Source organism: Lentzea sp. NPDC020367 (assembly GCF_044387305.1).
Taxonomy (GTDB): domain Bacteria; phylum Actinomycetota; class Actinomycetes; order Mycobacteriales; family Pseudonocardiaceae; genus Lentzea.
On the sequence record NZ_JBIRVV010000004.1, the window covers coordinates 895,751 to 920,427 of the forward strand.

A 24,677-nucleotide genomic window follows, 5' to 3' on the forward strand; every position below is an offset into this window, starting at 1 on the left:
CACGCTAATGCATCTGCGCGTCCGGCTGCACCCCTCCCGGCGGCTGGTACGGCCGGTAGGTGACCTGCCGGCCGTCGATCACCATCTCGACGTCGACGGTGTCGGGGAACGGCGGGCCCATCGGCCGCAGCAGCACCGGGTTGCCGCCTGCCTGGTGGATCCGGATGTTGACGCCCTGCTGCGTCGCGATCAGCTGTCCGACCAGGTCACGGGCGTTGCCGGCGCCGACGTTCTCGGCGGCGTCGGGCTTCATGTGCCAGTTCGCGTTCTCCACCAGCGCGCCGTTCATGTGGCCCTGGTGCATCGGCCGGCTGACGGTGTAGTCCGCCACGAACCTGGTCACCGCCTGGTGGGTGGCCGCGAGGCCCACCACCTGCTGGCGCAGCGTCACCGGGTTCAGGCCGCGGGCCTGCGCGACGACGGCGTACAGGCCGTTGTCGGTGACCGGCGGGACGGGCTGGCGGACCAGGACGTCCTCGTTGAGGAACCGCAACTGCCGCTGCGTGTTGCTCACGTGGTCGGACGCCACGAGCCCGTGGGCCGCGACGACCTTCTGGTCCTTCTGGACGCCCGCCTGCATCTGGTCGAACGGAGCGGGCATCGGCGCGGACACGGCCGGGTTCATCCGGTTCTTCTGCGGCGCGCCGAGCTGGGTCTTCATCGTGTTGGGCGGGGTCCACGTGTTCGTGGTCTGCCCTGCGGCAGGAGGCAGGAACGGCTCGACCACGGCGTGCGCACCGGTGGCGAGACGTGCGCGCTCGTCGGCGAACTTCGTGCCCTTCTTGGCGGGCTTGCCGTCGAGGAACCGCTCCGACACGTTCGGCAGCGCGGTGTGCGACTGCGGCAGCTTGCCGTCCGTGATCAGCCCGTAGGCGATCCTGGACAGGTCGGTGCCCGTGTCACCCGCCACGAAGTCGGTCGCGAACGCCTGACCGCGCACCGGGTGCCGGTTGTTCTGGACGTCCACCTTGGCCATCTCGGTGGCGGCTTCCATGTCCGCGGCGTCGGCCGGCGTGTGCAGCTTGGCCAGCTCCGCCGCGTAGAACCGGTTGAGCGACTGGCTGAGCTGCCCGAACTCCGCCTGGCCTGGACCGAACCGCACGTTCGGGTCCACCAGCGGCACCAGGCCGTCGACGAACAGGTTCGGCTCCGGCGTGTAGGGCAGCAGCGGGTGGATGCCCTGCTGGTTGCGGCGCGCGTGCATGTCCGCGTCGATCACGTGCACGAACCGCTCGTGGAAGCCCGGCTGGTCGAGCTCGGCCCGGTAGGCCTCCTTCTGCGCGTCCGAGGTCTTCGAGTCGCCGTCGATGCGGGCGAGGACGTCGGCGCGCAGCTGTTCCGGCGTGACCGCCACCCGGTAGCCGCCGCCGATCATCAGCGGCCGCAACGGCTTCGAGACGTCGGGACCGTCGGCGGGGCCGACCTCGTGCGCCTCCGTGAGCTTGGCGACGTGGTCGAAGACGTGCGCGCCGTCGCGGGTCGTGCGGTCGCCCGCGTCGAAGTCCATGACCGCCACGTACGGGTGCGTTCCGGCCACGGCCAGTGCGGTCACCGCGAACACGTGCGCCTCGCTTTCCAGCGTGGCGTTGCGGGTCTCGCCGAACTTGAAGCCCTGCGGGCCGTGCGGAACGCTCACCAGCGCGACCGCTTCCGGCCGGCCGACGACCGACGGGGTGGCGGTGGCGATGGCGGCGTCGATCTCCGCCTGCGTCGCGCCGTTCACGCCGAGCACGAACGCCACGCGGCCGTCCATGTCGTGCGCGCCGGCCATGACACCGTCGATGACGGTGTCGAGCTGGTCGAGCTCGCTCGCCCGGACGATCATGCTGACGACGAACGACGGCTTCTCGTCGGCGTCGATGCTGGCCTGCGTCCACTGCAGGTAGTTCTCGGTGGTGACCTCCGCGAGCGCGTTGCCCCGGGCCAGGTTCTCGTACGCCGCGTTGTGCACGCCGTTCTCGTTGAACGGCGTGGCTTCCTGCTCGGCCATCTCGACGTCCGCGTTGTCCTCGATGGACAACTCCTCGAGCTCCTCGCGGGTCCGCTTGACGGCGTCCCCTGCCGGGTCCTCGCCGAGGTGTTCGTTGCCGCGCTTGGGCATGTTCGGCGGCGGGAGCTCCGACCGCTCGTCGGCGCCGGGCTGCGGCGGGTTGTGCGACTGCAGCGCCTCCATCCGGTTCTGGACCAGCTGGAGGTGGCGCGGCTTGAGCCGGGCGTCCGCCTTGTCGATGCCCTGGGTCATGGGGGAGTTGTCGTTGACGACGCGGCCCCTGCCGTCCTCGTGCTGGAAGATCGGCTTCACGTCGCCGGTCTCCAGGTACTCGTCGCGCAACCCGAGGAAGTGCCCGACCTCGTGCGCCAGGCGCCGCGAGTCGGTGTGCGAGGGCCAGGTGAGCTGGTTGGCCCTGCCCTTCGGGTCGTTCGTGACGTCGATCGTGGCGTGCGCGTCAGCGGGGTCGTTCGTGAACTCGACCGTGACGTGGAACTGCTCGCCGCCGGGCAGCTTGTAACCCTGGTTGTACAGCTCCTCGACGCCCGCGCGGGTGCGGTCCTGGACGTCGGCGTCGCCGCCGTTGAGGTGCAGCCGGACGGTGAAGTCGCGGACCGGCACGCCGTCCACGTTCAGCACGCGGTTGTCGTACGCGATCGGGCCGCGCCAGGCCTGCATGTTGATGCCGTGCGGGCCGACCTTCGTCGAGTCGAGGACACCGCCGTCCTCACCGCGCACCCAGCTGGTGGCCGGGGTCGTGGCACGGGCGTCCGCGATGGCCTGCGACGACACCGGGTTCTGCGGGTCGAACCACGCCGCGCTCGTGTCCGTGCTGTGCAACGGACTCGGGTCGCTGGGCGGCACGGTCGACGTCGGCGCCTCCATCGGGGGAGCGGACGGGGCCGGGTCGTCGTCGACGATGCCGTAGTCCTGCAGGTTCGCCGTCATCACGGCGATCGCCGCGGTGTCGAGCTGGACGCCGAGCACCTGACCGAGCTCGGTCCGGTTGTCGGTGACGGCCTGGGTGAACACCTCCGGGCCGACGAGGCCCGCCGGTACGAGCTGCGACTTGGCGAGCACCTTGTGCGTCCACAACGCCTGGTGGTGGGGCTCGGTGCCGTCGGGCTTGATCTCGCGGATCGAGTCGGCCAGCGACGGCGCGCCGGTCACGTCGATGATCGCGGCGTCCTGGGCGAAGTTGAACGCCCGGTTGTAGCCCTTCTCGTGGTCGAAGATCTCGGAGGCGATCTTCGCGGGGTCGGCCGCGAACGTCGGGCTGCCTTCGAGGGTGTTCCACAGCTGGTGCGACCAGTCGTCGAACTTGCCGTGGCCGGGGTCGTCGGCGAACGCCTCGATCTGCTCGCTCTCGATGATCGGCCGTTCGAACTGGTCGTTGAACGCCTTCTGGACGGCCTCCAGGCCGTGCTGGTCGACCAGCGCCGCGACGTCGCCCGCGTTGACGTGCAGGACGGCCGAGGCACGCAGCAGGTCCAGGCCCTCCTTGTGGTTCAGGTACTTCTGCGGGTTCGCCTTGAGCTCCGCCTCCACCTGCTTCATCAGCGGGGTGGCGTTCTCCATGGCGGCGTCGGTCAACTCCACCAGCCGGGCCTCGGCCTCGGTGGTGGGAGCGGGAGCCGACGGCGGCACGGGCGCGGTGGCCGGAGCCGGCGCCGGGTCGTCGGCGACCATGCCGTCGCCCTGGAGGTGCTGCTTCAGCTCGGTGACCAGTTCCGGCGTCACCTCGGCGCCGAGCGCCGCGCCGATCTCGGCCCGGTGGTCCGTGACGGCCTGCGTGAACGCCTGCGGGCTCACGATCGCGTCCGACGGGATGATCTCCGCGTCGCCCAGCACCTTCTGGACCCACAGCGCCTGGCTGTAGGAGTCGGTGCCGTAGACCTTGGTCGCGACGATGGCGTCGGCCAGCGACGGTGCGCCGACCAGTTCCGCGAACGCCGTCTCCTGCGCGAAGTTCGTGCCGCGGTTGTAGCCCTTGTCGTGGTTGAAGACGTCGGCGGCGAGCTTGTCCGGGTTCGCGGTGTAGGACGGCGTGCTGCCGATCGTGTCCCACATGCGGTGCGCCCAGCCGTTGAACGCGGTCCGGCTCTCCGGAGTGCTCAGGTCGCCGAACTGCGCCAGCTGCGCCGTCTCGATGATCGGGCGGCCGAACTCCCTGGTGAACGCCCGCGCCACCTGGTCGACACCGTGCCGCTGGATCATCGTGGCGATGTCGTCGGTCCTCGTGTCGAGCACGACCGACGCCCGCAGCAGGGCGAGCCCCGCCTCGGACTGCACGTACCGGCTGGTGTCCGACCGCAGTGCCGCCTCCACCTCGTTGGCGAGCGGGGAGGCGTTCGTCATCGCGTCCGCCGTCAACGCCTTGAGATGGCTCTCCACCACGACGTTCGGCACGCTGGTGGGCGCGTCGGTGTCGCTGTTCGCGTTCGACGTGGTCGCCTCGGTGGACGGCGCGTTCGGCGGCTGCGGTGCGGCGCTCCTGCTCGTCGACGCCTCGCTGGACGAGGACGTTTCAGCAGGCGGCGCCGGACGCGTCTCGACGTCCCTGCTGGAAGAAGCCTCCGGGGACGAGGACGTCTCCGGAGCGGGCGGAGGCGGCGGGGGAGTGGACGACGACGTGGTGGTCGTCGACGGCGGGTTGTTGTAGTCGGTGATCCGCTGGTCGACCGCCGCCTTCTTGTCCCACCACTCCTGCTGCCGTCCGTCCGCGGCGGTGCGGGCGGTGTTCAGCCTGGTCTCGGCCGCCGTGACGAGCGCCTTCTGCGTCGCGTGGTCGGTGGCGAGCTGGGCTGCGGCCTGGTCGTGACGCGCCTGCTGCGCGATGCGGGCGGCCTCGAACTGGGTCACGACCTGCTGCTGAGCCACGAGCTCCGCACGCCGGGTGGCGGCGTCCGTGCGCAGACCGCCGATCGCGGCGTTGGCGAGGTCCAGCTGGTGCTGGGCGTCCTCCATGCCCGCCTTGGCGTTGGCGAAGGAGCCCTCCGCCGTGCGCAACGTGGTCTGGGCGTTGGTGTGCGCCAGCCTGGCCGCGTCGACCTGACCCTGCAGGGCCACGTTGCCCGGCGCCGCGGCCAGCTGGGCCTCCAGCGTCCGCAGCGTGGTGGCCTTGGCCTCGACGTCCGACTTGGCGTCGTCGATCTCGAACTGCGCGGTCATGGCCAGCGCGCCGAAGCCGCCGACCTTGGGCGACAGCTCGGAGATCGCGTCGAGAACGCGCTGCGCCTCCTGGCGGGCGATCTCGGCCCTGGTCTCCAGAGCCGGGAGCTTCGCCTGCTCGTCCAGGTGCTTCTGGATCGCCTTGTTGTAGTCGATCTGGAAGGACGTGAACGCCGAGTCGGCCCTGGCGAGCGTCGCGGCCGAGTTGTTGATCACCTGCTGCGCTGCGTGCCGCTCGGTGTCGACGTTGACCTCGGCGGTGCGCCAGGCGTCCGCCGCGGTCTTCACCTCGGTCTGGGCGGTCGTGAGCTCCGGGCTGAAGTTCTTGCCCAGCACCGTCTGCGCGTCCGAGACGGGCATCCGGACCGCGGCCGAGTTCGGCACGGACAGGTCGACGACGGAGGTCTTCCCGCCGATCGTCGCGACCACGCGGTACTCGACACCGAACTGCACCAGTCCGGTCGTCGCCTTCGGCTTGAGGTTGTTGACCTTGTTGTCGGTCTGCCCGCCGGAGTTCGCCGTCGAGTCCTCGCCGGCGTGCCGCAGCTCGACACCGCTGGTGCCGAAGGTGACGTTGTCCTTCGGGTCGGTGTTCTGCTTGACGCCCGCGCCACCGGTCGCGAGACCGGCGGACAGGTCGCCGGTCTCGGTGACCTTCGAGTCCGTGCTGGTCGCGGTGACCTGAGACTTCGGGTTCTCCAGCGCCACACCGTCGCTGAGCGAGCCCAGCGTCGGGTCGACCAGCTTGGCGTAGACCTTGACGTCCGCGTCCTGGCCGAACGTCAGCGCGGCCTCGTGCAGGCCCGGCACGGTCAGCGGGCCGGACAGCATTCCGGGCAGGTGCGGCTGCAGGTTCTCCGGGCTCAGCGTGGACAGCAGGCTGTTCAACGCGCCCGTGCCCTTGCCGGTCAGGCCCTTCTTCGCGCCGGCGTCCTTCAACGCCTGGATCGTCGCCTCACGCAGGTCCTGCGCGCCACGCAGGTTCTCCACCGACGCGCCCGGCGGCAGCGCGGAGGGGCTGCCCTCCTGCTGCCAGTCGGAGGCGGCCTGCGGGGTGCCCTGGTCGGCCGTGCGGGAGTTCTGGTCCTTCGCGTAGGGCTGCGCCGCGGCCGAGCCGTCGACCTTCTGGTTGTCCGCGTGCAGGCGGACGGTCATCTCCTGCAGGCCGCTCTCGGCCCGCGCGATCTCCTTGTCGCCCTTCTCCACGACGAGCTCGAACTCGATCGGCACGGTGTAGCGCGCCGCCGGTCCGCTGCCCGCGCGGAAGCTCGCGAACTGGTCCGTCGTGGACGTGGAGACCGAGCTGCTCTTGGACTGCCCGATGTTCGCCGCCGCCATGACACCCGCGGTGCCGGAGACGTTCGGGTTCGCGCTGCCCGGCTGGGCGAGGCCCGGCGCCTTGAGACCGAGGCCCCAGCCGGTGGCGCGGCCCTGGCCATCGGTCACCTTGTGCGAGCCGGCGATCGTCGACTCCATCTCGACGCCGTCGTTGACGACGTTCTGGAACTTCGGCGTGTCCGCCTTGGCCCGCAGGGTGACCTGGTACGAGTCCTTGCCGAACGTGCCGGGCTGGTGCACCAGCAGCGGAACGCCGCCGTCCAGCGCGCTGTCGATCATCGCCTTGACGCTGGCCGGCGAGCTGAAGTCGACCAGGCGCTGCAGGTTGCTCATCGAGTCCTTGAGCACCGAGTCCGGCAGCAGCGGGTCGCCGAAGCGCTTCGCCGTCTTCGCGTTGACCTTGTTCGAGAGGTCCTCGACCACGTTCGACAGGTCCGGCACGGATTCCACGGTGGACAGACCGAGCGCACCCGGTTCGCCCTTCGCCACCGTCGCCGGCGGCGCCATCTTCGGGAACTCGGGCTTGGGCACGGTCGGCTGCACGTCGGGCAGCAGACCCATGTCCCGCGCCACGTCCTCGGTCACCCGCACGAAGACGGACTTCGGCAGGCTGACGGTCGCGCCCTCGGCCCTGGGCGTGGTGCCGGCGATGAAGTTCGCCGCACGGCTCTCGCCGACCACGGTGACGTCGGCGTCGAGCTGCACCAGCACGGTGCGGCCGCCCGCGGGCGTCACGTAGTTGCGGTCGTGGCTGCCGCCGACCTCCTTGCCGGTCGACTTCGAGTCCGACCACGGCGTGACCTTGCCGGCCACCGCGAAGCCACCGGCACCGCTGGCGGGCGTCGGCTCACCGGCGGGCGGCGCGGGGTAGTTCGGCTTGATCGGCACGTTGATGCCGGCGGTGACGTCGACCGACCGGTTCGTCGACGACGACTGGCCCGCCTTGTAACCACCGGTGCTGGCGTTCTCGGTACCGGTGTTGTCCGAGATGGACACGATCTTCGGGTTGCTCAGCCCGAACTTGACGCCGATGGCGCCCGTCCGGTCGGTGACCCGGCGGTCGTACTTGAGGCCCTGCTCCTGGATGCCGGTCTCGGTCAGCGTGCGCAGGTTCGCCTTGATGTTCTCCGGGGAGAACATCTTGTCGATCTGCGCACGGGAGGCGGTGCCCGGCACGGTCAGCGCCGAGTCGCCACCGGCCGCGCGGTTGAGCGCGTCGATGGCCTGGTCGCGCAGCGCCGTCGTGTTCGCGACGGCCTCCACGTGCAGGAAGTCCGGTGCTTTCTCCGGGTTCCTGGTGCTCAGGAGCTTCTTGACGGTCGGCGCGTCCTTGAGCGTCTTCGGCTCGGGCGCGCCCGGCTCGAAGCCCTTGCCGGGGTCGGTGTCCAAAGTGGAGCTGTCCGACACCCAGAGGTTGACCGGGCCCTTGATGGGCTTGAGGTCGGTGGCGCCGTCACCGGTCTTCGCGACCGTGTGCTGCTCCGGCGAGTGGAAACCGGGAGCGCCGGGCACGACCCGCCGCACCCAGGCCCGCGGCCGGGTGAACGTGGTGATCTCGACCTCGAACTCCACGTCGCCCCGGAACACCTGGGCGTTCGGGCTGCCGACGCTCAGCGAGGTGCTGTTGACCGTCGGGCCTGCCGAGGTCTTGTCGGTCCACGAGTGGTTGTACTTCACCCCGGCCTGCGGCGCCGGCGACAGCTTGGCGGCCTTGGTCTCCGCCGGGATGACGACCTTGCCCTCGACGCCACCGCTCCAGCCCTTGGTGGTGCTGCTGGAGCTGTCGAGCTTCGGACCGGTCGACGACGCGTCGCGGACGTTGCGCGCGTCGGCCTGACCGAGGTGCTCGGTGCCGGTCACCTTCGCCTTGACGGTGACGTTGACGTAGGTGTTGGTGGACTTGCTGCTGCTCTTGAGCTGCACCTGGACGCCGGGACCCATGAGGCTGTCCATGTTGGTCCGCAACGCCGCCGGCGAGAGCTGCGAGGTCAGCCTGCGCTGGTTCGCGAGCTGCTCGGCGACGTCGGAGAAGGCCTTGCCCTTGCTGCTGCGCGGGTTCGAGTGGGGGTCGTTCCAGCTCGGCAGGAAGTTCGCCAGGCCGGGGACGTCCCGCAGCGCCTCCTCGATCTGCGTCTGGACCTCCGACGCGACCGCGAACTCGCCGACCTTGGCGTTGCCCGCGGCGAGCGCGTCACTCATGTAGGGCGGCGGGAACTTCTGGCCCTTGTTGGTCTCGTCGACGATCTTGTCGCGCGTGCCGTCCGGCGTCGGCAGGCCCATCTGGCCCGCCTCGGGCAGACCGACCCGCAGGTAGGACGTGACCGGGATCTTGACGCTCTCGCCGCTGGGCGTGCGGACCTCGACCTCGGCGGTCACCTTGTACAGACCGGTGTCGCCCTTGAGCTGGATGCCGCTCTTGTGCGCGGTGTTGATGCCCGCGTTGACGTTCTCCGCGACGCGCGCGGCGTAGCCGACCGTGGCACCGGCCTGGCCGCCCACCACGTTCGGCAGACCGGCGTTGAAGCCGGCGCCCGCGTTGAAGTCGCCACCGGACTTGGTCGTCGAGGACACACCACTGCTGTGCGCGGAGGTCTCGTGCAGGCGGAGCTGACCGGTGCCGAGCGTGCCGACGAGCTGCGCGCTCTGCAGCGTCGCCTTCATCTGCACCGCGGCGCCCTTGCTGGCGTGCGGGCTGATCAGGTCCGGCGACGTCACGTAGGCGCCGCCGAGCATCGCGCCGAGGTTGTTGCGGATCTCGGTGGGGCTCAGGAAGTTCTGCAGCGCCTCACGGCCGGGCGAGCCCACCTTGACGATCGACGGGTGCAGCTTGCGCGCCACGTCGGAGAACGCCTTCGCCGGGTTGTCGACCGACACCGCCTCGGGAGCGGGGTGTTCGAGCTTGGCGCCCCACTTGGCGTCCGGCGGCGTGACCGCGGCGGAGGTGTTGCCCGAGCTCGTGATCGTGGCGAGGTCGTTCGGGATCTGCAACGTCACGTCGGTGCCGGTGTCGACCGTGGCGACGGGCCGGAGCCCACCGCTCGCGTTGGTCAGCGTGATGTCGTAGGACACGTTCACCGTGGCCTGCGTCGACCCCTCGCCCGCGCGGATGATCCGCTGGTCGGTGAGCGACGACGACATGCTCTGCGACTGCGCCGGCGTGGCGAACTGCGCCTTGCCGCCGAGCGAGCCGTACGCGCCGAACCCGTTGCTGGCCGAGGCCGAGCCGCCGATGTCGTTGGCCGTGGCGACGGTGTGCGTGGCCGACGACGTGTTGCCCGACTGCGCGGTCGCGTCGACCTTGACGCCGGGCGCGTCCACCGGGGCGACGTCCGTCTGCGCCTGCATGGTGGCGCGGATGTTCGCCTCGTACCAGTTGTTGCCGATCTTGACCTGGAAGTTGCGGCCCTTGTCCAGGAACGACTCGAAGTCACCGGTGATCGCCTGCTGGATGCGGGCGGCGTCGGCGGGCTTGAGGTTCTCGATCGCGTTCGTGACGTTCTCGGCGCCGCGGACATTCGTCGGCGCGATCGTGCCCAGCGCCTTGTTGTCCTGGAAGAAGCCGGGCAGGGCCTGCGTGCCCGGCATGACCTGGCCGACGGGCTGCGGCGCGATCACGGTCATCGGGATGGCCGGGTTCGGCGTCGGCGGTGCCGGTCGCGTCTCGACCTCGACCTCGGTGTCGGCGTCCGCCTCCGGCGCCGTCCACACCGAAGCGTCCTGAGTGGACGGTGGCGGCGGTGCCTGGCGGGTCTCCTGGTCCTGGTCGGAGTCCATCGGGTCGTCGAGCGGCCGCGGCGGGTTCGCCGGGTCGTGCGGGGTGAACCTGCTCCTGCCGTTCTCCTGCGGGTGGGCGTCGATCTCCAGCGGAGCCGGGAACACCGGCTTCGTCCAGGTGTTCGCCTTCTTGACGGCCGCGGGGGACGACTTCGAGTTCGTCTCCGGCCGGGGCTCGAAGAACGGCTCGACGGTCGTGGACCCGGCCGGGCCGTGGATCGTCAGCGGACGGCCGATCTCGGTCGCGAGCAGCTTGGCGGCCAGTTCCTCCGCCTTGGCGAGCTTGGCGACGTCGGCCGGGTGCGCGAAGGCGAACGGATCGGCCTTGGGGTCGGTGACCGACGGCGGTCCCGGCTCGACGAGCGCGGTGACCAGGTGGCCGTTGTCGAGACCGTGCTGCTGGCGGAACTTCGCGATCTCCTTGTTGATCGCGGTCGACGAGATCGAGGCCTTCTGGACCGCGCCGGCCCGCAGCTGGGCAGGGGTCTTGATCGCCGGAGCGGCCTTCGCCTTGCCCTTCTTGCTGGAACCGGCCGCGGGGGGAGGAGCCTGGCTCGTCAGGACGCCGTGCACGGTGTTGAACAGGCCGTCGGGGCGCGGTGCCGCGGCGATCGGCAGGATGCCGTGTTCCAGCGTGCCGAACGTGCGGGTCACGTTGCTCGTGTTGGCCGACATGGCCAGGTTGAGCATCGTGGCCATCTTCTGCTGCTTGTTGCCCGGAACGATGTGCTGGACGTCGTCCTCGGTCTTGGCCTTCTTGGCCTTCTTGGCCGGAGCCTTCTCCTCGACGTCGCTGTCGACGTCGCTATCGCTGTCGCTGCCGCTATCGGTGTCCTCGTCCTTGGCCGGCTCCGGGTAGACGGTGGTGGGGTCGACCTGCGGGTCCACGCCCATGTGGCCGTGGCCGGGGATCGGTGCGGAGATCGCGCCGCCGAGGGTGTTCTTGTCCTCCCAGCCGAGGTGCAGCGCGTCGAGCTTGGACGGCTGCCAGCCGCCGGACTTGCCCGTCTCGGTGCGGACACCGGTCTGCGGGTCGTAGCTGTAGGTGTGCTGGGTGATCTGCTGGGCCTCGCGCCGCGAGTGCGCCTTGTTGCCGGGGTTCGGCGCACCGCTCGCCCTGGGCTTCTTGTCGCCGTAGCCGTCGCGGATCTTCGCGCCGGACGCGTCGGCCTTCGCCGCCCGGTCCGCCTTGTTGTCCACCTTGCCGTCCGCGTCCGGCAGGCCGCCGTACGCGCGGTTCGTCACCGAGGTGAGCGCGACGTGCGACTGCGGCCACTGCTTGCCCTCGGTCTTCGCGAAACCGAGCGCGAGGCGGGACAGGTCGGTGCCGACCGCGCCGTTGACGAAGTCGCTGGTGAAGTTCTCGCCGCGGTAGGGGTTGCGGTTGTTCTGCATGTCGACGTCGATGGCCGACTCGATGGTGCTGTTCGTGAGCGAGCCGTTGACCACCGCCTCGACCGCGGCGTCGATCGTGGCCTGCGGAAGATCGGGGCGCTGGGCCCGGTAGGTCGCCTCGACCTCGGACTTGAGCTGCGCGACGTCCGCTTCCGCCTTGTCGATCGCGGCCTGGAACCGCTGCAGGGTCACGGTTTCGGCCGGGCTCGGGGCACGGCCCTCCTCCGCGATGTCCGACTCCAGCTTGGCCTTGGCCTCGGCGAGCGACTCGCTGGGCTTCGGCGGGCTGGGCAGCTGGTTCTCGTGGAGCTCGACCAGTTCCTTGCCGGCGAACTCGTTGATCGAGTCGCTCAGGTCGCCGAACTCGTTGCCGCCGTCGCTGAACTTCACCTCGGGGTCCACGACCGCGACGGCCGCGTCCATGAACAGGTTGGGCTCCGGCGAGTAGGGCAGCAGCGGCGCCGAGTCCTTCTGACGGCTCCGCGCGTCCATGTCGTCGCTCATCGCCTGCTGGAACTTCTCGGCGAACTCCGGCTTCGCGAGGTAGTCCTGCGCGACCTTCAGCGTGTCGAGCGCCTTCTTGCGCTTCGCGGCCGTGAGCTTCGGATCGTTCTTGACCGACGCCCGTTCGGCGTCGATCCGCGCCTGGGTGTCCGTGACGAGCTTCGCCGGGTCACCGACGCGGTAGCCGCCCGAGTACAGCAGCGGACGGATCGGGCCCGCGTCCGAGCTCATCGACTCGGCGACGTGGGTGAAGATGTCCTTCGGCGGCGCGCCGTCCGGGGTCTGCACCCGTCGCGAGCCGGTGTCGAAGTCCTGGAACGAGATGTACGGATGCGTGCCCTTGCCGTTCATCGCACCGATGGCGATCTCCGTGGCAGAGCTGTGCATCGTGCCGTTGCGCATGCGGCCGAACGGGAAGCCGTCCTTCGGGGCGAAGGTCGGCAACTGCACGAGGGCGATCGGTTCCTTCCGGCTCGCCACGGCCTCTTGCGCCTTGCCGATCTGGGTGTTGATCTGCCCGTCCGCGCCGGTCGGGCCGTTCACGCCGATCACGAACACCATGTCCTTGCCGAGCGGGCCGGCGTCCTTGGTGATCGCGTCGATGACCTTGTTGATGTCGGCCTTGGGGTCGTTCAGCGCGCTGTGGCTCACGATCATGTTGACCACGAACGACGGGCGCCTGCCCTCCTCGACGCTCTTGCGGAGGTCACCGAGGTAGCTGTCCCTGGTCGGCAGCACGGAATCGGTGTCCTTGACCAGCGCCTCGAACGCGGGGTTGAACGCGAAGTCGGCGTCGTCCAGCGAGACCCTGTTCACCTCGGCTGCCAGGTCGTCGATCTCGGAGTCCGAGTCGACGTCCATCGGGACGCCGGTGTTGCTCGGTCCGGGCTCGGCGTTGGTCCAGCGGTCGGCTTCCGGCTTCTTCTTGGTGGCCCGGTCGTCGACCGGGGAGTTGCCGTCGCTCTCGGGGGAGCGGTCGCGCTTCGACACCATCGGCCGGGTGTCGCCGTCCGGCGTGGAGTTCGGCGTCGTGCTCGGCGGGGTGATGGCCGGGCCGGTGTCGCCCAGCCTGGTGTCGGGCACCATGACCTGGCTGGTGGCGGTGCGCTCGACGAGCCACAGGTGCCGCGGCCGCAGGCCGGGCTCCTTGCCGTGGACGTCGGCGCCCATCATGCCGCCGTCGTTCTGGTGCACGCCCGAGTTCGTGTCGTGCTGCTGGAACACGCGCGACTTGTCGCTGTACTCGTCCGGAATGCCGAGGTAGTGCAGCGTCTCGTGGGCGAGGACCTCGGGACTGGTGTTCGGGTTCCAGTGCGTCTGGTCGACGTTGGGGTTCTTCGCGTCGACCTTGATGCTGGTGTGGGCGTCGGCCTTGTTGTCGGTGAACTCCAGGTTCAGGTGGAACTGGTCGCCGCTCGGGAGCCGGTGTCCCTGGTTCAGCAACGAGTTCACGCCCTTGGTGGCGTTCTCCTTGACCTGTGCGACGACCTCGGGGTCGGTCTTCGCGGCAGGGTCGATGTGCACCTTGACGGTGTACTCCTGCACGAAGTTGCCGGGCGAGGTCTCGATGCGGCGCAGGTCGTAGTTGATGAGTCCCTTGTAGGACTTCAGGTTCGTCGGCGTGCTGTTCGTGCGGATGTCGTGCACGACCACGTCGACCGTCTTGACGTTCGCGCCGGCCCTGCGGTCGGCCCACGTGCTCGGGTCGGCCGGCTTGCTCGGCGCGAACCAGTCGGCGGTCTTCGCGGGGTCGTGCCGCCACGACTCGTCGGTGAGGACGTCCTTGCCCTGGTGGGATTCCGGGGTCGGCGGGGTCATCCTCGGCGGTGCGCCGCCGCTCTTGACCTTCTTCGGCGCGTCGGGCCTGGCGTCCGACGCCGGGGGAGCGGGCGGTGCCGTGGGCGGCGCGGGACGCGTCTCGGCGCCACTCCTGCTGGTCTCCGCCACAGAGGCTTCCTGCGGCAGTGGCGGCAGCGGCCTCTCGTCGACGTTCGACGTCGTGGTGGTCGTGGTCGGCTTGGGCGGCACCGGCGGCGGGGTGTTCGCCGCGGTGTTGAACGAGTCGACCTCGTTGTCCACCTTGGCCTTGGCGTCCCACCACAGCTTCTGCTTGGCGTCCGCGTCGCGCCGGGCGGCGTCGAGCCTGGTCTCCGCGTCCTTGATCGCCTTCTCGGCCGCCGCCTGCTCGTTCACGAGCTGCTGGCGCGCGTCGTTGGCGGCCGTGCGGGCGGCCTCGGCCTGGGCGGCGACCTCCTTCGGTCCCTGGAGGTCGGTGCGGGCGTTCGTGGCGGCCTGCCGCTGGACGTCGAGTTCCGCACGCGCGTCGGCGATCTGCTGCTGCACGTCGGCCAACGCGGTGTGCGCCGCGTCGGCGTCCTGCGTGAGCTGGTCGATCTCGGCCTGCGGCGCGCCGTTGGCCCGCGCGTCGTTCACCGCGTTGTCGGCCACCTGGGCGTCCTGGCTGAGCGACACGGCCTGCGCGTTGAGGTCCCTGATCGCGGCACGGGTCTGGCCCGCGTCCCTGATCGTGTTGTCGAACGCCGTCTGGACCGGCGCGAGGTTGGTCTCCGCGTCGATGTGCGTGTCGATCGCCGTGTTCAGCGTCGTCGACGCCTCACCCAGCTTCGAGTCGGTCCGCGCCAGCACGGCCGCGGCCTCGTTGATCGCGTCCTGGGTGTCGTGCCGAGCCTTCTCGACGTCCTTCTCGGCGGTCCGCCAGTCGTCGGCCGCCTTCTTGACGTCGGTCTGGGCGTCCTTCAACGAGTCGCTGAGCTGCTGGTCCAGCATTGTCTCGACCTCGGCGGCGGGCATCCGCACACCGGCCGAGTTCGGCACGGACAGGTCGACGACGGAGGTCTTGCCGCCGATCGTCGCGACCACCCGGTACTCGACGTCGAACTGCACGAGACCGGTGCGGGACGTGTCCTTGGGCTTGACGTTGCCGCCCTCGGCCTGCGCCGGGCCGCCGGACACCGCGGAGGAGTCCTCACCCGCGTGCCGCAGTTCGACACCGCCGGTGCCGAAGTTGACGGTGTCCTTCGGGTCGGTGCCCTGCTTGACCGCCGCGCCGCCCTGCGCGAGACCGACCGACACGTCGGCGGTCTCGGACACCTTGGCCTCGCTGGAGGTCTCGGTGGTCTTCGTGGTCAGCGGGGTCTCGATCTTGACGTCGTCGCTGAGCGACCCGAGCTGCGGGTTGACCAGCTTCGCGTAGACCTTGACGTCGGCGTCCTGCCCGAACGTCAGCGCCGCTTCCTTCAGGCCCGGCACGTCGAGCGGGCCGGACAGCATCGACGGCAGGTGCGGCTGCAGGTTCTCCGGGCTCAGCGTCGAGAACAGGGCGTTGAGCGAGCCCGTGCCCTTGCCGGTCAGGCCCTTGCCCGCACCGGCGTCCGTCATCGCCTTCACCGCGGCGTCGCGCAGGTCCTTGGCACCGCGCAGGTTCTCCACCGACGCGGTCGGCGGCAGCTGCGAGGCACGGGTGTCCTGCTGGAACGCGAACGTCGCCTCGGGAGTGCCGAACTCGCTGCTGCGCCTGCTCGCCGCCGACATGTACGGCTGCGGGTTCCCGTGACCGGTGGTCGGCTGGGAGATCTTCTGGTTGTCCGCGTGCGTGCGGACCTTCATCTCCTGCGGGCCGCTCTCCGCCCGCGCGATCTCCTTGTTGCCCTTCTCCACCACGAGCTCGAACTCGACCGGCACGGTGAACTGCGCCGCCGGTCCGCTCGCCGTGCGGGTCTGGCTGAACGCCTCGTTGGTCGAGGTCGTCACCGAACTGCTCTTGCTGCCACCGATGTTCGCGCCCGCGCTGACACCCGCGGTGCCCGAGACGGCCGGGTTCGCGCTGCCCGGTGAGGCCAGGCCCGGTGCCCGCAGGCCCGCACCCCAGCCGGAGCCGCGGCCCGTGCCGTCGCTCTCCTTGCGGGAGCCACCGACGTTGTGCGACATGTCCACGCCGTCGTTGACGACCTGGTCGAACTGCGGTTCGCCCGTCTTGGCGCGCAACGTGACCTGGTAGGAGTCCTTGCCGAACGTGCCGGGCTGGTGCACCAGCAGCGGAACGCCGCCGTCGAGCGCGCTGTCGATCATCGCCTTGACGCTGGCCGACGAGTTGAGGTCGACGATGCGCTGCAGGTTGCTCATCGAGTCCTTGAGGACCGAGTCCGGGATCAGCGAGTCGCTGCCGAACTTCTTGGTCTTCGCGGACAGTTCGGCGGTGAGGTTGTTGACCACACCGGAGAGGTTCGGCACCGACTCCACGTTGGACAGACCGAGCGCGCCGGGCTCGTTGGTCGCCACCGTCGACGGCGGGGCCATCTTCGGGAAGTCCGGCTTCGGCACGGTCGACTCGACCTTGGGCAGCACGCCCATCTCGCGCGCGACGTCCTCGGACACCCGCACGAACACCGACTTCGGCATGTCCACCGTCACGCCCTCGGCGTGCGGGGTGCCCCCGTGCAGGAAGTTCCCCGCGCGGCTCTCGCCGACGATGGTGAACTCGGCGTCGATCTGGACCAGCACGGTCCGCGCGTCACCGGGGGTGGTCCGGCCGCGGTCGACGTTGCCGCCGATCTCGTTCGACGTGGTCTTGCTGTCCGACCACGGCGTGATCTTGCCGGTCGCCGCGACACCGCCGGACCCGCTCGGGTTCGACGGGGTGCCCGCGGGCGGCGGGGTGACGTTCGGCCGCACCGGGACGTTGATGCCCGCGGTGAGGTCGACGGACCGGCTGGTCGAGGACGACGAACCGGCCTTGTAGCCACCGCTGACCGAGTTGTCGGAGCCGGTGGTGTCCGAAATGGACACCAGCTTCGCGTCGCCCAGCTTCACGGACATGCCGATGGCGCCGGAACGGTCGGTGACGCGCCGGTCGTACTTCAGGCCCTGCTCCTGCACACCGGTCTCGATGAGCCGCTGCAGGTTCGCCTTGATGTTCTCCGGGGCGAACATCTTGTCGATCTGGGCACGGGACGCGGTGCCCGGCGTGGTGAGCGCCGAGTCGCCGTTGGCCGCGCGGTTGAGCGCGTCGATCGCCTGGTCCCGCAACGCCGTCGTGTTCGCGACCGCCTCGACGTTGAGGAACTCCGGCGACTTCGGCCGCGCTTCCTTCGGGTTGAGCAGGTCCTTGACGGTCGGGGAGTTCTCGAGCTGCGTGGGCTTCGGGTCACCGGGCTTGAAGCCGTCGCCCGGGTCGTTCTTGAGCGTCGAGCCGTCCGACACCCACAGGTTGACCTTGCCGTCGATCTTGTCGAGGCCCGCGCCGGTCTTGGCGACGGTCGTCACCTGGGGCGCCTGCTGTCCGGGTGCTCCGGGCACGACGTTGCGCACCCACGTGCGGGGCCGGGTGAAGGTCGTGATCTCGACCTCGAACTCGACGTCCTGCTGGAACACCTGGGCGTCCGGGCTGCCGGGGTTCGACGACGTGGCGCTGACCGCCGGTCCCGCCGCGGTCTTGTCCGTCCACGAGTGGCTGTAGGACACACCCGCCTGCGGCATCGGGGTGAGCGAGGCGACCCCGGTCTTGACCGGGATGTTCGCCCTGCCGCTGATGCCGCCGGTCCAGCCCTTGGTGGTGCTGGTGTTGGCGTCGAGCTTCGGACCGGTCGTGGTCGAGTCGCTGACCGGGCGCGCGTCGGCCTGGCCGAGGTGCTTCGGGTTGCTGACCTTCGCCTTGACCGTGACGTTCACGTAGGTGTTCGTCGTCTTGCCGGAGTTCTTCAGCTGCACCTGGACGCCCGGACCGAGCAGGCTGTCCATGTTGGCCTTCAACGCGGCGGGCGAGAGCGTCGCCGCGATCTTGCGCTGGTTCGCGAGCTGCTCGGCGACGTCGGCGAAGCCCTGACCCTTGCTGCTGCGCGGGTTCGCGTCCGGGTTGTTCCACTGCGGCAGGAACTTGGCCATGCCGGGGATGTCCTTGAGCGCGCCCTCGACCTGGCCCTGCACCTTGTTGGCCGGCGTGAACTCGCCGACCTTCGCGTTGCCGGCGGCGATCGTGTCGGCGACGAACGGCGGCAGGAACTTCGTGTCGGCCGTGGCCGGGTCGGTGATCGAGTTCCTGGTGCCGTCCGGGGTGGGCAGCCCCACCGCACCGGCCTCGTGGAGGCCCATGCGCATGTGCGTGGTGACCTCCATCTTCACGCTCTCACCGGACGGCGTGCGGACCTCGACCTCGGCGGTGACCTCGTACATGCCGGTCTCGTTCTTCACACCGATGCCGGTCTTGTGGCTGCTGCTCGACCCCGCGTTCACGCCCTCCGCGGTGCGCGCGGAGTACGTCGCGGTCGCGCCGACGGTGCCGCCGACCTGGCCGGGCACGCCGATGTTGCCGCCGCCTCCGACCGTGGCGTCGAACCCGGTCTTGGTGGACGCGGACACACTGCTGCCCCAGGACGAGGTGTCCTTCAGGTCCAGCGCCGCCGTGTCGTGCGTGCCGACCAGCTTCGCTTCCTTCAGCGTCGCGGTCATCTGCACCGCGCCGGCCTTGCTGGCGTGCGGGCTCAGCAGGTCGGGGGACGTGACGAAGCCACCGAGCATCGACGGCAGGTTGTTGCGGATCGAGGTGGGGCTCAGGAAGTTCTGCAGCACCTCGCGGCCGGGCGAGCCGACCTTCGTGATCGACGGGTGCAGACCGGCCGCGACGTCGGTGAACGCCTTGCCGGAGTCCTTGACCACCACCGCTTCCGGCACCGCGTTCTCGAGCTTCGTGCCCCACGCGGCGTCGTCCGGCTTCTTCACGTCGGACGTCTTGCCGGAGTCGGTGATCGTGCTGAGGTCCGCGGGGATCTGCAGCGTGACGTCCGGGCCGGTGCTCAGGGTCGCGAACTGCTTGGGGTTGCCGGACGCGTCGGTCAGCGTGATCTCGTAGGAGACCGGGACGGTGACCTTCTTGGAGCCGTCGTCCGAGCCCTTGATCGCACGCTGCTCGGTGGTGCTGTTCGTGTTCGACTGCGACACCGCGGGCGTCGCGAGCGCGGCCTTGCCGCCCGCCGTGCCGTACGGGCCCATCGCGACACCGGCCGTGGCCGAGGCGCCGACGTCGTTGGACGTGGAGATGGTGTTCGTCGTCGTGGACGACGTGGCGGCCTGGTAGTTCTTGTCGACCTTGGTGTCGGCGTCGGTCGCGACGTTCGTGTCGGCGTCCGCGTGCATCTCGGCGCGGATGTTCGCCTCGAACCAGGCGTTGCCGATCTTCACCTGGAAGTTGCGGCCACCGTCGAGGAACGTCTCGAAGTCGTTCTCGATCGCGTTCTTGATGCGCGCCTGGTCGTCCGCCTTGAGGCCCTGGATCTCGGCCACGACGGCGTCCGCGCCGCGCACCTCGGTCGGCGTGATCGACCCGAGCGCCTTGTTGTCCTGGAAGAAGCTCGGCAGGTTCGTGTTCGGCACCTGGCCGACCGGCTGCGGCGCCATGGTGGTCATCGGGATGACCGGGTTCGGCGTCGGCTTCGGCGGCGCGGGACGGGTCTCGACGTCGGCGTCGGTGTTCGTGTCCGCGTCGGGGGCCGACCGCGTGTCCGTGTCGGGCGCGGGCGGAGCGGGGCGCGTGTCCGCGTCCTGGCGAGCTGCCTGGACCTCGTTGGTGAACTCCCGGAGGGCCTCGAGGTGGCCGGTGTTGTGGCCGCCCGTCTGCGCGTCCTGGATCTGCTGGTCGAGGTGGGTCTGCACGGCCACGATGTCGGCGTCGCTGAACTGGCGCCAGCCGTAGGAGTTCGGGTCGGCGGGCTGCTGCAGCGCGTACGTGGTGAGCGCCGCGTCGCGGTTGTTCGTGAACTGGTCGACCCGGTTCTGCTGCCACTGGACGTCGCGGCCGGCCCGCTCCCGGCGGGCCGCCTGGTCGTCCAGCATCGACTGGGTCTTGAGGGCGTCGGGCACCATGTCGGCGGCGTTCCACCGGGTGCTGTCGGCCTTGGCCTTCGCGAGGCCCTGCTCGGCGATCTGCGTCCGCTGGTCGTAGAGGTGCGGGGGACCGGCGTGGCGGGAGATGTCGAGCGCGTTCTGGATCGCCGCCGCACGGTCCGGGTTGTTGTTGTACGCCGGGTTCTGCTGCATCTCACGCAGCGCGGGGGTGTCCAGGCCGTACAGCGACGCCGCGAACGCCCGCGGCGACGTGCCCTCCTGGACGGGGCCGAAGCCGCCGGGCACCACGAGGTCGACGTCCGGGTTCGCGGGTCGCGCCGCCGGGTCCTGCATGAACGGACCCGGTTCGGCACGGGGCGCGGGCGCCGGTGCCGGTGCGGGCTGGGCCTGCTGGTTCTGGTCGGCCCCGCGGTCGCGGACGTCGCCTGCCGGTGGGGGTGGCGCGTCGTTGTCCGAGTGGACGGAGGAGGCGTCGTCCACCTGGACCGGAGGAGTCTCCGGCCGGTAGGGCACCGCCGAGTCGATGAGCTGGAGGTCCTGGAGCTGGCCGTAGAGCCGGTCCAGCTCCGGGGTCGGCTGACCGGCCACGCGCGCGTCGCGGATCAGGTCCGTGACGTGGTCCTGGAGGACCTCGACGTCCTGCGGCGACACCGACTGCCAGCCGGGAGCGTTCAGGTCGTCCGGCGGCAGGTTCAGCGCGTACGTCGTGAGCGCGTCCTTGTGGTCGTACTGCAGCGTCGTCAGCTCGTTGGAGAGCTGCGACTGCTGCTGCTTGAGCGTCTGCTGCTGGGCCTGGCGCTCGGCCTGGTCCGTGCGCATCAGCTCGGACTTGAACATGTCCGGAAGCGCGTCGGTGACGTGCTTCAGGTCGGTCGCCTTGCGGTGGTTCTCGTTGATCTCGGTCCGGAGGTCGCTCAGGTGCTGCTGGATGCCACCGGGCTTCTGCGCGATCTCCAGGTTGCGGGACATCTGGTTGATCTCTTGCACGTGGAACGGGTCGTTGCGATGTTCCACGGCGAGGTCGGCGAGCTCGGCGGGGGTCTTGCCGAAGAGCGAGGCCCTGAAGCCCGCGAACTCCTGCCGCGGGTTGAGCCCGCTGTTGCCGGGCCGCGTGTCGACGTCGGACTCCACGTCCGACTGCGCGTCGAGGTCGGACTCCACGTCCGACTGGGCGTCGAGGTCGGACTGCACGTCCGACCGCGCGTCGGAGTCGGGGCCGTTGAGGGCGGCCTCGTTCGCGAGCTCCTGGCGGCGCTGCTCCAGCTCCCGCTCGAACTGGCGCTCGTTGAACTCCCGGGTCCTGGCATCGAGGTCGCGCAGGCGTTCCGCACGCGCTTCGATGTCCGCGTTCATCTGCGCGATCTTGGCCTGCGTGGCCTGGATGTTCGCGTACATGTCCGCGGCCTTGTCGAAGCGGTTGTCGTAGTCGGGGTTGCCGACGAACGACAGGTTGTGCTCCGTCCGCTGCACCTGGGCCTCGGCCTCGGCGATCTTCTGGTCGAAGTCGACCGAGTTGTCGACCTCGCCGCCGAACATGCGGGTCAGGAGGCCGTTGATGCCGGTGTTCGCCGACTTGCCGTTGCGGTAGTTCTCCAACGCCACCTTGGCGTCTTCCAGCTGGGTGGTCAGCCCGTCCAGGCCGCGCGTCGAGGCGTGGGAGAGCACCTTGCGAACGTCAGCCTCGTTCTGCACCCGCGTCTGCAGGTCCTTGAGGTTCTGCGCGTCGAACCCGGCGTTCTCCGCCGCCGCGATCTGCTGGGTCAGGTGGGCGTCGAGCTGGGTGAGCACGGCCGGCTTGATGCCCGCGAGCCCGTCCGCGTTCGGGCCCGCGACCTGGGTGTCGATGATGTGCGTCAGGCCCAGGTTCGGGCCTTCGGCGTTCAGGGTGTCGATCTGGCTGTTGGTGTTGTCCAGCAGATCGGTGAGGGTCGCGACCTGTTCCTTGATCGCGGCCGTCTGCGCCTGCTCCTGCGGGTTCTGCATCGCCTCGGGCTTCCAGGAGCCCTTGGACTTCGCGTCGTCGATCCGGCTCTGCAGGTCCGCCGACCGCTGCATCAGGTCGTTCGTGAAGACCTGCGGACCGCCGGGGTGCGCCGCAGCGCGCTTGATCAGCTGGGTCTTCTGCGCCGCGTCGTAGAGGCCCTTGTCCTGGCGCCCCTTGTAGAGGTCGCCGACGGTCTGGTTGACCTCGGCGGAGGACTTGCCGCCGAGCCAGGCCTCCATGCCGGCGCGGACCTCCTGCGGCGTCGGACCGCCGAGAGCGCCGAACGTGCCGTTCTGCGAGGAGATCTGCACCTGCGGCGCGCCCGCAGGGCCGTGGGTGGTCTGCACGCCGTTGTTGTCGACGACGAGCTGCACGCCCAGCGACTGCGCGATCGTGTCAGGCAGGTGCGAGCCGACGTGGGAGTCGGCCCAGGACGGCGTCTGCAGGGCGTGGGTGACGAGGTCGGGCGACGACGGCAGCGCGCCGTTCTGCTTCACCTCCTGCGTGACGTGGTTGATCATGTCGACGTCGCCGGGCTTCATGCCGTCGGTGTTCAGGCCGAGGTTGACGACGTCCCAGCGCTTCGGCGTCCCGGCCGTGAGCTCGGTCGCGAGGTTCGCCCGCCACTGGTCGAGCTTGGCGCCGGTGTTGGGGCCGGGCATGTTCGGCTGGAGGTCCGGGTGGTACTTCGCCAGCGTCTCGGGGTCGACCTGGCTCGCGACGAAGCTCGACAGGCCGTTCGGGGTGAGACCGGGGTGGTTGTGGTTCTGCGGGTTCTGCTGGACGTCGGCGAGGACGTTGTCCACAGTGGACTTGACGTCGCTGGTGCCGACCACCGGTGACGCGTTCGGGACCGGCGTGTTCTGGAACGCGGCGCTGCGCAGCACCGACTCGACCAGACCGACCTTGTCGAGGTTCGGCAGGTGGTTCTGGGTGTTGGGCCGGACGTCGGCGTCCACGTCGGAGTCGACGTCCCAGCTACCGGGCAGGTTCGGCGTGTCCGAGGGCATCGGCCGCGTCTGCACGTCCGGGCCGGGGGTGCTGTCGGTGTCCGGAGTGGACGGTGCGGGCGCGGTGTCCGCGGCGGGCTTGGGAGTCCAGTCCGCGGGCGGCGGCACGGTCGCCGGACCGGCCGGGTTGATCGTGGTGTCGGGCACCGCGACCTGGCTGTTGGCGGTGTTCTCGATCAGCCACAGGTGCCGCGGCCGGATGCCGGGGTCGTCCAGGTGGATGTCGGCGCCCATCATGCCGCCGTCGTTCTGGTGCACGCCGGAGTTCGTGTCGTGCTGCTGGAAGACGCGGGTCGAGTCCTTGTACTCGTCCGGGATTCCCAGGTAGTGCAGGGTTTCGTGAGCCAGGACCTCGGGGCTGGTGTCGGCGCCCCAGTGCGTCTGGTCCGGGTTGGGGTTGTTCGGGTCGACCTTGATGCTGGTGTGCGCGTCGGCCTTGTTGTCCGTGAACTCGAGGTTCAGGTGGAACTGGTCACCGCTGGGCAGCCGGTGGCCCTGGTTCAGCATGGAGTTCACGCCGTTGGTGGCGTTCTCCTTGACCTGCGCGATGGCCTCCGGCGTCATGTTCGCCGCAGGATCGATGTGCACCTTGACGGTGTACTCCTGCACGAAGTTGCCGGGGCTCGTCTCGATGCGGCGCAGGTCGTAGTTGATCAGGCCCTGGTAGGACTTGATGTTCGACGGCGTGCTGTCCGTGCGGACGTCGTGCACGGTCTGGTTGACCGTCCGCACGTCGGTGTCGTTGCGGCGGTCGGCCCAGGTGCTGCGGTCGGCCGGGTTGCTCGGGTTCGACCACTCCGCGGTCTTGGCCGGGTCGTGGCGCCACGACCCGTCGGTGATGACTTCCTTGCCCTTGTGCGACTCCGGGGTCGGCGGCGTCATCGCCGGCGGCGCGCCGACCTTCGGCACGTCCTTGCGGGTGCCGTCGGGGTTCAGGTTCGAGGCGGGAGCGGGCGGGGCCGGGGGAGCGGGAGGTGCCGGCGGGGCGTTCTGCGCGGGCGGCGGGGTCGCCGGGGCGTCCCTGGTCGGCGCCGGGCCGTTGCCGGTGGTCTGCTGGGTGTTCTGGGACGGCGCGTCGGTGTCCGCGGACTTGTTCGTGTCGGTGTTCGGCCTGACGTCGGTGTCGCCGGGCGCCGGGGGCGCGCCACGGGTGCCGTCCGTGGTGGCGTCGGTGTCGGGGTTGGACCGGGCGTCGAAGAAGGCGTCGTTGTCGGAGTCGGTGTCGCTGTTGGTGTCGCTGTTGGTGTCGACGTCGCTGGTGGCGGCGGGGTTGGACTGGGCGTCCACGAAGGGGTCGACGTCGCTGTCGCTGTCGGTCGCGTTGCCGGGCGGGGCCGTGTTGGTGTCGGTGTCGGAGCCGAACAGGCCGCCGCTCATGTCGGGTCCGTCGGACTCGGCGTCGCTGTCGGTGTCGTTGCCGAAGAGGCCGCCGCTGATGTCGGGTCCGGATTCGGCGTCGCTGTCGGTGTCGTTGCCGAAGAGGCCGCCGCTGATGTCGGGCCCGGATTCGGCGTCGCTGTCGGTGTCGGAGCCGAAGAGGCCGCCGCTGATGTCGGGCCCGGATTCGGCGTCGCTGTCGGTGTCGTTGCCGAAGAGGCCGCCGCTGATGTCGGGCCCGGATTCGGCGTCGCTGTCGGTGTCGGAGCCGAAGAGG

General features: G+C 70.0%; 2 protein-coding genes. One reads left to right on the forward strand and one right to left on the reverse strand.

What is annotated here, in order from left to right; genetic code table 11:
• Positions 1-4: 4 nt before the first annotated feature.
• Positions 5-24,400: a hypothetical protein gene (locus ACH413_RS21650; protein ID WP_360035151.1), complete on the reverse strand. Its 24,396-nt coding sequence runs from the start codon at positions 24,398-24,400 to the stop codon at positions 5-7.
• Here ACH413_RS21650 and ACH413_RS21655 point away from each other — a divergent pair.
• Positions 24,399-24,677: hypothetical protein (locus tag ACH413_RS21655; RefSeq protein WP_396425107.1), on the forward strand; the 279-nt coding region annotated here is incomplete at its 3' end. The genes ACH413_RS21650 and ACH413_RS21655 overlap by 2 nt on opposite strands.